We start from the raw sequence: 13,236 nt of genomic DNA, 5'->3' as shown, positions 1-13,236 counted from the left end.
GTATCGCCGCGATTACCGCCGCCATTTGTATGGGAGACGACGTCGATCCCAATCCGGCGCGCCGCTGGATGGCCTCGGCATTGGCGGGCGTGTTCTATCTGCTGACTGGCTTTACCGGCGGATTGATCGCCATCATGCTGAGCGCCTTGCCGCCGGTATTGATTGCCACGCTGGCCGGTTTGGCGCTGCTGGCCACGCTGTCCGGCAGTTTGCAGCGCGCCTTAGCGGAGCCGGATCAGCGCGATAGCGCCATCGTGGCATTCCTGATCACCGCCAGCGGCATTTCACTGATGGGCATCGGCTCCGCCTTTTGGGGACTGCTCGGCGGTATGCTGACCTATTTGATTCTTTCCCCACGACGCCGCGCTTAAAATTTCAACAGATCACCCTCGCACCCGGGAAAAACGCCCTGTTTTTCCCCCTTTATCAGCCGTTTGATTTCGCAACATTTGGCTTAAGATCACTATCATCGCCAAAAACACACACTGTTCTGCCTCAGACAACCACCGATAAGGGCCCAACGAGTGGCAAAAACTTTTCTGCGCAGCGGCAATCTGGATTCGGTACTGGCACTGGGTGAAAACGGCCAGCCGGTCTGGACGTCCGCGCTGCAAATCCGTGAAACCCTGCGCCTGCGCCGCCAAACCACGCTGGCCAATTGCCTCGCGATTCCGCAAGTCAACGAGCGCGGTGACCGCCTCGATTGGTACGCCCCGTTCAATGGCAAAGTAAAATCCTGGCTGGGTGCCAGCGATCACGAGCGCCGTCAGGCGCTGGAACTGTTGACGCTGAACCAGCAGGATTTGCAGGCGCTGAGCCTGCGCGCGCGCGACGCGGAGAATCCTGCGATGCGCTTGTTTGGTGCGTTGCTGAGCAAGACGTTGCAGTTCCCGGATCAGCAGTACGTTTATCTGGTGGATGGCAAACCGGTGATCACCTTCTGGGGCTTTGTCGATCCGCAGGCGCGTTCGCGTGATGACGCGCTGGCCTGCCTGCGTGACTCACTGGAAGATGAACTGCCGCCGCTGTTGCCGGAACCGCCAGCACCCGCTCCGCTGGTGGTCGCGCCAGTGATTGCGCCGCTGATCGACGTGCCGCCTGCCGCTGCCGAACCGGTGATCGAGCCGAAACCTGAAGTCGAAGAACCAGCAGCCGAAGTCATTCCTGAGCCCGCGCCTGAACCGGAGCCTGTCGTGCCACCACGTCGCGCCTTTACCGTGCGTCCGCTGATGCTGCTGTTGCCGGTTGCGGCGGTGGTCGCTGCGGGTGTCGCCTTCTGGCTGCACAGCGCACCGCAACCGGCTGCGATTAGCGTTGCAGATGTGCCTGTGCCGGTGAGTAAGCCGCCGGCCGTGATGGTGAAAGCGGAAAAACTTGCCGCCACGCTGCCACAAACCGCCGCCACCGTCATTGCTGCCCCCGCACCGGTTGCTGCGCCTGTCGCGCCGCCTGAGGTGGTTGCTGAACACACCGAACCGGCCAAAGCGGATGATTTGGTGATGACCACAGAAGATGCGCGCGTTGGCTCAGTGAAATTTATCAATGGCACCTGGCGCGTGACCTTGCGTCAAACCAATCTGCCGACCGGCAAACCGCCAAGCCTACGCTATCAGATGCGCAACGGCAAAGGCACCGCCACCATTACCCAGGGCGACAACATCCGCTGTAAAGCCGATGTCACCGCCGCGATGACCAGCGCCGGCAGCATGGAAGTGCGCAGCCGCTATACTGCGACCTGCAGCGATAAATCGCGTTACCGCATGCCGGAATTGGTGTGTAAAGCCGGTGATGGCATCGCCAGCTGTACTGCGCAATACGGCGCAGATCAGGTCTTCCCGTTGACGATTAAGCGTGAGAGTAAGTAAACATGTTGGCTCCCCTCATCGATGACAAACAGAAAATCACGCTGATTGAAGATAGCGGTGTGCAGTTTCTTGATTTCGGTTTGCGTTTACCTGCGTTGCAGGCCCGCCGCCAGTTCGTGCGTCAAACCGCCAACGGCCCGCTGCTGCGCCTCAACGTCGACGGCAACAGCGGCAAGTTCCTGCTCTATCCGGAAGATGGCGGCGCGGCGGAAGTGGTGCGTCCGGAAACGGATATCGCGCTGGCCGACTCGCTGAAGCTGCTGGCTCACCAATGGCTGCCGCTGCCGGTGCTGCGTTGCACCAGCGGACGGCGTTTTATTGGCGGCCCGGACAACTGGGCGCGTCTGCATCTGGCGCCGCTGGCGCAACCCGATGCGGCAGGCAACACCCATCGCATCACCCTCGCCTTTGATACGCGCATTGTGTCAGAGCAAGATGGCGGCGAGCAGCACGGTTTGAGCAAAGCCGATGCGCAGAACGGCGTCAGTTTCGCCCTTGCCTGGCACAACTACGAGCTGGGCGAATTCCTCGACCATACGTGGGTCGATGGCTGGCTGCGTGAAACCTTTAGCCAGCAGGTGCATGCGCTGGAGTCACGTCGCGAGCAGGAGCTAAACCAGGCGCTGCGTGAGTTCGAATATCAGGCGCACTATCTCAACCTGCTGGAACTGCTGGGCGAACAGCTCGATCTGGCGGAAATCTATATCCAGGCGACGTCGCTGCAAACGCCGGCGGTCAACGTCGATATCATTCTCGACGTCGGCAACTCGCACACCTGCGGCATTCTGGTGGAAGATCACGCCGAAGAGAGCAGCGGCCTGCGTCAAACCTACGAGCTGCAGCTGCGCGATCTCTCCGAGCCGCATCAGGTTTATAACGAGCTGTTCGACAGCCGTCTGGAATTTGCAGAAACCCGTTTCGGCAAGGCCAACTTCTCGCTGGAGAGCGGCCGTGAAAATGCCTTTATGTGGCCGTCGCTGACGCGCGTGGGCCGTGAAGCCAGCCGTCTGGCGCTGCTGCGTGCCGGCACCGAAGGCAGCACCGGTTTGTCCAGCCCGCGCCGCTATTTGTGGGATGAAGCGCGCTATCAGCCAGGCTGGCGCTTCAACGCCAACGGCAGCAGCGATGAGCCGCAGGCCACCGCGCTGCCGTTCACCTTACTGATCAATGACGAAGGCCAGCCGCTGCACGCGCTGGCGGAAGACGATCGTCTGCCGGTGTTCTCTGCCAGCTACAGCCGCAGTTCGCTGATGACCTTTATGCTGTGCGAACTGCTGGCGCAGGCGATGATGCAGATGAACAGCGTGGCGCAGCGCCAGCGCATGCCGCAAAGCCAGGCGCCGCGTCAGCTGCGTCATGTGATTCTGACGCTGCCGTCGGCGATGCCGAAGCCGGAGCGTGAGATTTTCCGTCGCCGCATGCAGGAAGCCATCGCGCTGGTGTGGAAAGCCGAAGGCTGGCATCCAGCCGAAGAAGAGTTCACCGCCGCCAGCCAGGCAAACAGCCTGCGTCCGGTGCCGGATGTGCAGATGGAGTGGGATGAAGCCACCTGCGGTCAAATGGTGTGGCTGTTCAACGAAACTCAGGTCAACTTTGCCGGTCGCGCAGAAGATTTCTTCAGCAGCCTGGCGCGCCCGGATCGTCCGCGTGAAGTCGATGAGCTGCCGGGTAAAAGCCTGCGCATCGCCTCAATTGATATCGGCGGCGGCACCACCGATTTAGCCATTACCCAATATCGCCTCGATGACGGCCAGGGCAACAACGTCAAAATCACCCCGCGCTTACTGTTCCGTGAAGGCTTCAAAGTCGCCGGTGACGATATTCTGCTGGATGTGATTCAGCTGTGGATTCTGCCGGCGTTGCAGCAGAGCTTGCAGAAAGCCGGTTTGCAGCTGGCCGAACCGCTGATGAACAAGCTGTTTGGTCACGACAGCCGCATGGACGGACAGGCCACGCTGCGTCAGCAAGTGACGCTGCAGCTGTTTATTCCGCTGGCGCAGGCGGTGCTGGAGCAGTACGAAAACTGGGATCCGCTCGACAGCCACAGCGAAATCAATGCGCTGTTCGGCGAACTGGTGCCACAAAAACCGGCCAGCAGCGTGCTGGCGTTTGTGAACGGTGAAATTCAGCGCACGCTCGGCGGCGATAGCCGTTTCGATCTGCTTGAGGTGCCGCTGGTGGTCAGCATGGCGCAGCTGCACGGCGAGTTCCTGCAACACCGCATGGCGATTATTCCGGCGCTGCGCGCGATGTGCGAAGTGGTGTCTTTGTACCAGTGCGATGTGCTGCTGCTTACCGGTCGCCCGTCACGCTTCCCCGGCATTCAGGCGCTGGTGCGCCATCTGCAACCGCTGCCGGGCAGCCGCATTTTGTCGCTGGAAGGCTATCACACCAGCGACTGGTATCCGTTCAACAAGCAAGGCCGTATTGATAACCCGAAATCCACCGCCGCGGTGGGCGCGATGCTGTGCCTGCTGGCGCTCGATCTGCGCCTGAGCAGCTTCTGGTTCCGCGCCGGTGATTTCGAACCTTACTCCACCATTCGCTATCTCGGCGTGCTGGATGAGACCTCGGCGCTCAGCGACGACAATCTGTGCTACAGCGAGATCGATCTCGACAGCAGCAGTTTCGCGCTGGATCGCAAAAGCAGCTTCCGCATTCGCGGCAACGTTTGCCTTGGTTTCCGCCAGCTGGAGAACGATCGCTGGCCGGCATCGCCGCTGTATAGCCTGAGCATTGTCGACCCGACGCTGGCGCGTCAGGTTGCCGGCGAAAGTGTACTGCGCATCAAACTGGCGGTGCAGCCGGGCCCGGATAATCTCGGCCCTGAACGCTTAGTGTTAAGCGATGCACGCATGGATGACGGCACGCGCGTGCCGCTGGAGCAGCTGAGTCTGAAACTGAATACGCTTTCCGCCACCGGCAACGCGAATGCGCAATATTGGATCGACAGCGGGAGCGTCTGCAAACGATGAGAACTGCCAAAAAAGCCTCGCCGGTTACGCCCGCGAAACGTCTGAGCCTGATGCAGGAAACGCTGGATGGCGCGCTGAGCTGGGTGGAAACCCATCAGGCGCACGCGCCGCGTCTGGCGCTGGAAGCCGAAACCCTGACGCTGCAGCTGCGCCGCGCGCGCGTGGAAAGCCATGCCCTGGCGCGTCAGCTGGCGCGTCCGGTGACGCTGGCGCTGTTTGGTCAGTCGCAAGCGGGCAAAGCCTGGCTGCTGAGTGAAATGGTCGGCGATGCGCAGGGCCAACTTATCGCGCGTCTCGGCGATAAAACCCTGAACTATTTCCAGAACATCAATCCCGGCAATCTCGATTACGCTATCGCTACCCGCTTCAGCCACCAGCGCGAAACCCAATCCAACGCCTGGCCGCTGGAAATGACGCTGCTGAGCGAAGTGGAACTGATTCGTTTGATGCTGGCCTGCGCCAAAACCGAGCTTCAGCCGGACACCGCGCAGATCGATGCCGCTTTACAGCGTTTGCAGCGCCATCGCCAGGATGAACCACAGCCGGGCCTCGACAGCGATGCGCTGATCACGCTGTGGGCGTGGAGCCGTCGGCACCATCGTCATGCCGAGATGCTCGACCGCCACTTCTGGCCGCAGGCGATTGCGCTGGCACCGTGGCTCAACGTCGACGATCGCGTGCAGCTGTTTGCCCTGCTGTGGCCGGGCCAAAACGCGCTGAACGAAAGCCTGCGTAGCCTGATGCACTTGCGTCACCAGCTGCGCCATGCGCCGCGCGTGTTAGCGCCGCTCAGCGTGTTGGTGGACGACGCCGCGCTGCCGGCAGAAAAACTGATTGGCAACGATGCCGACTGGCAGGAGATGATCGAAGTGTGTCCGATCGTCGCCAATCGCGTGGGGAAAGCGCAGCATGTGCCGCTGGGATTACTGTCGTTGCTGACGCTGGAGATCACCTTGCCACTCAGCTCTACGCCGCGTCAGGCGCTGTACGATGATGCGGATATGCTGGAGCTGCCCGCGCCGGGCACGCCAGCCGATCGCGCCCAACAGGATGAATTGGCGCAGCTGCGTAAACGCGATCCGCTGCGCGCCACGCTGCTGGAACAGAAACGCGCGCTGCTGCCGGGTTTGTACGCCGCGCGTCAGGGCATCGATTTGATGCTGATCTGTACCGCTGCCAGTCAGCGTCAGGATACCGATGTCGCCGCCAGCGCGCTGCGCGAGTGGCACATGCATCAAACCATCGCCGCCAGCGGTGAGAAGCCGCGTCTGATTTGGGCGATCACGCCGCATGATGCGCGCTATCAGCAGCAGCAGATTAACGTTGATGAATCAGTACAACGGCAGATTGGCCAGCCGGGACAGAGTTGGGGATCGATGCTGGCACTGGATCGCGCAGGCGTCGATCGCATGGGCAGCTGGTTGCAGGATGAGATGCAGCCGGAAGCGCGCCGCGATCGTCTGGCGCTGCAGCTCGGCGCGCTGCAGCAGAAGCTGGTGGAACGTTTGCAGCCGTGGACCGAATCCAGCGCCACGCCAGAACAGGCGGCACGCAAGCAGGCGATCTCCGATACGCTGCTGAAATGTTTGCAACATCGCACCGGTTTGCACGGCGAATTGCTGGAGCGTTTGCAGCCGTCGCGCGAAGCGGTGCGTCAGCTGTGGCTCAGCCAGAGCAGCAGCACTCATACTCAACATAGCGCCAAAACCGCAGCCGCTGAGCAGAGCTATTTTGGCATCGGCTTTGAGTTCGATCTGTTTAAAGACGAGCCGGTCGCCGCCGCTGAGCCGCGTAGCTCGGGCGGTCAGCGCGATCAGCAATTCCCGCAGCAGGTGTTTGCGCTGTGGCTGGAGCATTTGCGTCAGCTGCCGGAGAGCCGCAGCCTGCTGGCGCTGCTCAACGTCGATAAACCGACGCTGGAGATGCTGGTGGAAGAGTTGATTACCGCCAGCTTCCGTCTCAAGGTGCTGAACAAACTGCAAAACGCGCTGAATGAGCCGGATGCGCAGGCCAGCGCCCACGAAGCGCGTACCGATCGTCAGGTTTCACGTGCCATGACGGTGCTGGGGGATTTTGTCGCGTGGCTGGGCTTTTTACAGCGCCCGGAGAGCGAGCGTCCTGAAAGTCGCGTCAATCGCGGTCAGACAATTTTTGCCCGTCCGCCCGCGCCAAGCGTGAGCTTCTCGCCGGGACAGCGCTTAACGCGTCTGTCGGCCGCACCCGCCAATCATACCGCTTACTACATCTATGACTGGCTGGTGGGATTGAATTCGGTGATCGTTGAGAACAATGGCTATACCGGCGGCGGCGATTTGCCCGCCAATGCGCGCCAGATGCTGGCGATTTTGCTGCTACCGCTGCACGCGTAATTTACTTGCCACGCACCAGGCGCAGCTCGCCGTCTAACTGCTGCTGCGCCTCTTCCAGTAACGCCAGCACCGGCGCGAATTCGGCACTCTCGCTGGCGTCATCGGCATGCGCTAAATAGAAGGTCGCCGGCAGCGCCATTCCGCCGGTCAGCCAATCCCACAGCGCATCCAGATTGTTACCGAAATCCACTGGGCAGGCACTTTGCTGCACCAGCGCGCGGTAAAACGCCTGGCGATCCGACAAGCTTTCAAAGTCAAAATGGAGCGTCAACATAGTTAAGGCACCTGTTTGAAGCTGCGATAGTGATCGGTGGTGAGGAAAATCAGCCCATCGGATGAGTAAAGCAGACGATCGGCATCGCGGTGGCCGCAATCGTAATTGACGTCCGCTTCATACCACTGCCTGCCCGCCTGCATCGGCAACCTTCTTTCGCGATTGCTAAAGCGATCGCCACCAATCGCGCGGCCCGGCAAGACCTCACACAAGTTGCCCTTGCTGGGATTCCAGCCCTGACGACGCGCTTCATTTTTGGTGAGATAGAGATCGGGTAATGTGTGATGCTGCTGCAGCCAACGCGCCACGGTGTTGGCGTCGGTGAGCTGTGAAATATCGGGATGGCTGGCGGACCATTTATCGGACAAACGCGGTTTTAGTCCGAGCCACAGCGCGGCGAGGACCAGAATTAAGGCAATCCAGAGTTTTTTTGACATGGTGGCATCCTGAAAAACAGGACGACGATAATAACAGATTTAAGGCAGGGAAAAACGCGGGCCAGCAAAGCTGGCCCTGGCGGGGTTTACTGCATTGCGCTGGCGGATGGCGCGGCGTGACGACGCCATGCTCCCGGCGCGACGCCATACTGGCGTTTGAAGCTGCGGTTAAACGACTGCTGCGAGTCGAAACCGAGTGAAATCGCCACGTTAAGAATCGGTTCATTGCTGGTCGTCAAGCGATCCGCTGACTTCTTCAGCTTCTTCTCACGAATGTATTCGCCCAGAGGCAAACCCGTGTGCTCTTTGAACATACGTTGCAGGTGCCATTTCGAATAACCGGCGCGCCCCGCTACGGTATCCAGATCCAGACGCGTTTCAATATTGTTGTCAATCCAGTCGATCAAATCGTGAATAAATGCGGTGGTCATCATCTCGTTTTCTCCGGTCGCCGTTGCGAACAGTATCAGTATCAGTTGCAATTACACTTTAAGGTTGAACGACTATGCCAGTTAATGCAAGTTTTATTATTGCATTAAATGCCGCACTGCGCGTAGGGGCTTTGATCCTTCTGCAACATAATGATCAAAACCGCACATAAAGTGTATCAGATATTCTTGCAGATGCAGTTTGAGCAAGCCTACACTCGTGGCGTTTTAATGCAATCATAAAAGTTGCAGATTTTTCGTACGTCTCCTTTCATTTTCACCAATGCGGAATAACAACAATGCATCTGCAAACATATAGGGTTCAATGGGCGGTAAGCCTGTCAGGAGTGATATTGCTGGGAAGCCTGCTGGCCGGTTGCGATCGCGGGGTGGCGCAAAACGCCCCACCGCCGCCGCCCGAAGTAAGTGTCGCGCAGGTGGTAGAGCAGAAAGTCGGCCAATGGGATAGCTTCAATGGCCGTTTCGAAGCGGTGCAGAGCGTGCAGCTGCGGCCGCGCGTTTCCGGCTACATCGATCAGGTCAATTATCGCGAAGGCGACGAGGTGAAAAAAGGTCAGGTGCTGTTCACCATTGACGATCCCACCTATCGCGCCACGCTCGAGCAGGCGCAAGCCGAACTCGCCAACGCGCGCAGCCAGGCCACGCTGGCCCGCAGTGAATCGGCACGTACCGATAAACTGATCGGCACCAATGTGGTGTCACGTGAAGAGTGGGAACAGCGTCGCTCGGCGGCCAATCAGGCGCAGGCTAACGTACTTTCCGCACAAGCGGCGGTGGATATGGCGCAGCTGAACCTCGATTTCACCCGCGTTACCGCGCCGATTGAAGGTCGCGCCAGCCGCGCGATGATCACCACTGGCAACTTAGTGACCGCCGGTGACAGCGCCAGCGTGCTGACCACGTTGGTGTCGCAGGATCGTATGTACGTCTACTTCGACGTCGATGAAGCCACCTATCTGCATTATCAGGCGATGGCGCGTAAAGGCGAAAATCGCGGATCGCTGCCGGTAGAAGTGGCGCTGACCGGCGAAGAGGGTTTCCCGCATCGCGGCACCGTGGATTTCCTCGATAACCAGCTGACCGCCAGCACCGGCACCATTCGCATGCGCGCCTCGCTGGATAATCAGCAGCGTCAGTTCACGCCGGGCCTGTTTGCGCGCGTTCGCCTGCCGGGCAGCGCCGACTTCACCGCGCTGCTCATCGACGATAAAGCCGTGCTCACCGATCAGGATCGTAAATATGTTTACGTGGTCGATGCCCAGGGTAAAGCCCAGCGCCGTGATATTCAGGCCGGTGATTTAGCCGATGGCTTGCGCATTGTGCAGCAAGGCCTGAAGCCCGGCGACAAGGTGATCGTTAACGGCTTGCAGAAAGTCTTTATGCCTGGCATGCCGGTGACCGCCCAACCGGTGGCGATGCGCTCCGCTCAATAACCTTCGAGACTGCCTTTTATGGATTTCTCCCGCTTTTTTATCGACCGACCGATTTTCGCCGCGGTGCTGTCGATTTTGATCTTTACCACCGGATTGATCGCCATTCCGCTGCTGCCGATCAGTGAATATCCCAACGTGGTGCCACCCAGCGTGCAGGTGCGCGCAGAATATCCCGGCGCCAACCCCAAAGTGATTGCAGATTCCGTGGCGACGCCGCTGGAAGAAGCCATCAACGGGGTAGAAAACATGATGTACATGAAATCCGTGGCCGGTTCTGATGGCGTGCTGGTCACCACCGTGACCTTCCGTCCCGGCACCGATCCGGATCAGGCGCAGGTTCAGGTGCAGAACCGCGTGGCGCAGGCCGAAGCGCGTCTGCCGGAAGAGGTGCGACAACTCGGCCTCACCACGCAGAAGATGTCACCGACGCTGACGCTGGTGGTGCACATGTTCTCGCCGCACGGCAAGTATGATTCGCTCTATCTGCGTAACTACGCCACCTTGAAGGTAAAAGATGAACTGGCGCGCCTGCCGGGCGTGGGTCAGATTCAGATCTTCGGGGCCGGCGAATACGCGATGCGCGTCTGGCTCGATCCCAATAAGGTGGCGGCGCGTGGCTTGACCGCCTCCGATGTGGTCAGCGCGATGCAGGAGCAGAACGTGCAGGTTTCTGCCGGTCAGCTTGGCGCAGAGCCGCTGAAGAAACAGAGCGATTTCCTGCTGTCGATCAACACTCAAGGTCGTCTGGAGAGCGAAGAGCAGTTCGGCAATATCATCCTGAAAACCGCCGACGACGGCACGCTGGTGCGCCTGCGTGACGTGGCGCGCATCGAGATGGGTTCCGGCAGCTACGCGTTGCGTTCACAGCTCAACAACAAAGATGCGGTCGGCATCGGTATCTTCCAGGCGCCGGGCGCCAACGCCATCGATCTGTCGAATGCGGTGCGCGACAAAATGGCCGAACTGGCAACCCGCTTCCCGGACGATGTGCAGTGGGCCGCCCCGTACGATCCAACGGTGTTTGTGCGTGATTCGATCCGTGCCGTGGTGCAAACGCTGTTCGAAGCGATTGTGCTGGTGGTGCTGGTGGTGATTCTGTTCCTGCAAACCTGGCGCGCGTCGATCATCCCGCTGCTGGCGGTGCCGGTTTCAGTGGTCGGTACCTTCAGCATCCTCTATCTGCTCGGCTTCTCGCTCAATACCCTGAGTTTGTTCGGGCTGGTGTTGGCGATCGGTATCGTGGTGGATGACGCCATCGTGGTGGTGGAGAACGTCGAACGTAATATCGAGCAAGGCTTGTCGCCAACGGCGCATCAGGCGATGCGTGAAGTGTCCGGGCCGATTATCGCCATTGCGCTGGTGCTGTGTGCGGTGTTCGTGCCGATGGCGTTCCTGTCCGGCGTTACCGGTCAGTTCTATAAGCAGTTTGCAGTGACAATTGCCATTTCGACGGTGATCTCCGCCATCAACTCGCTGACGCTGTCACCGGCGCTGGCGGCGCTGCTGCTGAAGCCGCATGATGCCGCGAAGGATATGCCGACGCGCATTATCGATCGCCTGCTCGGCTGGCTGTTCCGTCCGTTCAACCGCTTCTTCCAGCGCAGTTCGGATGGCTATGAATCGCTGGTAGGTAAAACCTTGCGTCGTCGTGGCGCGGTGTTCGGCGTGTACGTGCTGCTGCTGGCTGGTGCGGGCTTTATGTTCCATACCGTGCCGGGCGGCTTTATTCCAACGCAGGATAAGCTCTATCTGATTGGCGGCGTGAAGATGCCGGAAGGTTCGTCGCTGGCGCGTACCGATGAAGTGATTCGCAAGATGAGCGAAATCGGCATGAACACCGAAGGCGTGGCCTATTCCGTCGCCTTCCCCGGTCTGAATGCGTTGCAGTTCACCAACACGCCGAATACCGGCACGGTGTTCTTTGGCCTGAAACCGTTCAACGAGCGTAAGCGCAGTGCGGCGGAGATCAATGCCGAGATCAACGCCAAAATCGCCAAAATCCAGCAAGGCTTTGGCTTCTCGATTATGCCGCCGCCGATTTTGGGTCTGGGACAAGGTTCGGGTTATTCACTGTATGTGCAGGATCGCGCGGGCCTCGGTTACGGTGCGCTGCAAACCGCCATCAATACCATGACGGGTGCGGTGTTACAGACGCCGGGTATGATGTTCCCGATTTCATCCTACCAGGCCAACGTGCCGCAGCTGGATGTGCAGGTGGATCGTGATAAAGCCAAAGCGCAAGGCGTGTCGCTGACCGAACTGTTCAGTACGCTGCAAACCTATCTGGGATCGTCGTATGTTAACGATTTCAATAAGTTTGGCCGTACCTGGCGCGTGATGGCGCAGGCGGACGGCGATTTCCGCGATAGCGTGCAGGATATCGGTAATCTGCGTACCCGTAACGATCGCGGTGAAATGGTGCCGATTGGCAGCATGGTCAATATCACTACTACTTACGGCCCGGATCCGGTGATTCGCTATAACGGCTATCCGGCGGCGGACCTGATTGGTGATGCCGATCCGCGCGTGCTCTCTTCGGCGCAGGCAATGCAGAAACTGGAAGAGATGTCGACGCAGGTGCTGCCGAACGGCATGAACATTGAATGGACTGACCTGAGTTATCAGCAATCAACGCAGGGTAATACCGCGCTGATCGTCTTCCCGGTCGCCGTTTTACTGGCGTTCCTGGTGCTGGCGGCGCTGTATGAAAGCTGGACGCTACCGCTGGCGGTAATCCTGATTGTGCCGGTGACCATGCTCTCTGCGCTGGTCGGCGTGTGGCTGACCGGTGGCGATAACAACGTGTTTGTACAGGTTGGGCTGGTGGTGCTGATGGGGCTGGCGTGTAAGAACGCGATTCTTATCGTTGAGTTTGCGCGCGAGCTGGAGATGCAGGGCAAGAGCATTGTCGATGCGGCGCTGGAAGCCTGTCGTCTGCGTTTGCGTCCGATCGTTATGACCTCGATTGCCTTTATCGCCGGTACCATTCCGCTGATTCTTGGCGAAGGTGCAGGCGCGGAAGTGCGCGGCGTTACCGGAATTACCGTGTTCTCCGGCATGCTGGGCGTGACACTGTTTGGTTTGTTCCTGACGCCGGTGTTTTATGTGACGCTGCGTAAGCTGGTGACGCGCAAGCAGCCGCAGGGTGAAGTGCAAACGGTGTAAGGGTTTTAGGTGAAATGAACAATCCGGGCCAAGTGCCCGGATTTTTTATGGGTGCGCAGCCTACGGGATCCTCGTCATACAATCGTAGGGTCGCCATTCATGGCGACCGATTTAGCTCATTACGCCAATATGGCCGGAATATACTGGCTGGCGTTCGAGGCAATAAAAAAGGTCGCCATGAATGGCGTAATGCTCGTCAGATAAGCAGTGTACTGGCATCGCAGGGGTTCCGCCCGCTAAGCATTCGGCAGTTTCAGAATGCCTGAAGC

At 59.3% G+C, this 13,236-nt stretch carries 9 protein-coding genes; 6 read left to right on the top strand and 3 right to left on the bottom strand.

From position 1 onward, the window contains the following. The 4 genes from RTM06_RS14095 to RTM06_RS14080 all read left to right on the top strand — a co-directional run. A partial coding sequence (locus tag RTM06_RS14095) for a benzoate/H(+) symporter BenE family transporter (protein ID WP_312182931.1) occupies positions 1–371 on the top strand: 371 nt, incomplete at its 5' end. Between the two features lie 153 nt (positions 372–524). Next, the gene (locus RTM06_RS14090; protein ID WP_312182929.1) at positions 525–1,865 is read left to right on the top strand and encodes an SrfA family protein; all 1,341 of its coding nucleotides are present in this window, start codon (positions 525–527) and stop codon (positions 1,863–1,865) included. Positions 1,866–1,867: 2 nt separating this feature from the next. After that, positions 1,868–4,840 (top strand): virulence factor SrfB, encoded by a 2,973-nt coding sequence (locus tag RTM06_RS14085; RefSeq protein WP_312182927.1) that lies wholly within the window; start codon positions 1,868–1,870, stop codon positions 4,838–4,840. Further along, positions 4,837–7,209 carry a virulence factor SrfC family protein gene (locus RTM06_RS14080; protein WP_312182925.1) on the top strand — a complete coding sequence of 791 codons (2,373 nt, stop codon included), beginning with the start codon at positions 4,837–4,839 and terminating at the stop codon, positions 7,207–7,209. Before RTM06_RS14085 ends, RTM06_RS14080 begins: the two co-directional genes overlap by 4 nt. Position 7,210: 1 nt before the next feature. Here RTM06_RS14080 and RTM06_RS14075 read toward each other — a convergent pair whose 3' ends face one another. The 3 genes from RTM06_RS14075 to RTM06_RS14065 form a co-directional block, all read right to left on the bottom strand. Continuing rightward, positions 7,211–7,483, bottom strand: coding sequence for a barstar family protein (locus tag RTM06_RS14075; RefSeq protein WP_312182923.1), 273 nt, complete (start codon positions 7,481–7,483; stop codon positions 7,211–7,213). A 2-nt stretch (positions 7,484–7,485) separates the two neighbouring features. Beyond that, a complete protein-coding gene (locus RTM06_RS14070) occupies positions 7,486–7,920 on the bottom strand; it encodes a ribonuclease domain-containing protein (protein WP_256696369.1) in 435 nt (144 codons plus the stop codon). 86 nt (positions 7,921–8,006) lie between these two features. Then, complete coding sequence (locus tag RTM06_RS14065) at positions 8,007–8,354, bottom strand: helix-turn-helix domain-containing protein (RefSeq protein ID WP_008110158.1); 348 nt, start codon at positions 8,352–8,354, stop codon at positions 8,007–8,009. Positions 8,355–8,647: 293 nt separating this feature from the next. Here RTM06_RS14065 and RTM06_RS14060 point away from each other — a divergent pair, with 293 nt between their 5' ends. Both RTM06_RS14060 and oqxB read left to right on the top strand, forming a co-directional pair. Continuing rightward, positions 8,648–9,802 (top strand): efflux RND transporter periplasmic adaptor subunit, encoded by a 1,155-nt coding sequence (locus RTM06_RS14060; RefSeq protein WP_312182920.1) that lies wholly within the window; start codon positions 8,648–8,650, stop codon positions 9,800–9,802. An 18-nt stretch (positions 9,803–9,820) separates the two neighbouring features. Continuing rightward, on the top strand, positions 9,821–12,967 hold the full coding sequence (gene oqxB, locus RTM06_RS14055; protein ID WP_312182918.1) for a multidrug efflux RND transporter permease subunit OqxB: 3,147 nt from the start codon (positions 9,821–9,823) through the stop codon (positions 12,965–12,967). The last annotated feature ends 269 nt before the right edge of the window (positions 12,968–13,236 follow it).

The organism is Pantoea sp. CTOTU46764 (assembly GCF_031974595.1).
Classification (GTDB): Bacteria; Pseudomonadota; Gammaproteobacteria; order Enterobacterales; family Enterobacteriaceae; genus Pantoea; species Pantoea trifolii.
The sequence above is the reverse complement of the archived record's forward strand: the minus strand, read 5'-3'. Positions and strand labels throughout refer to the sequence as shown.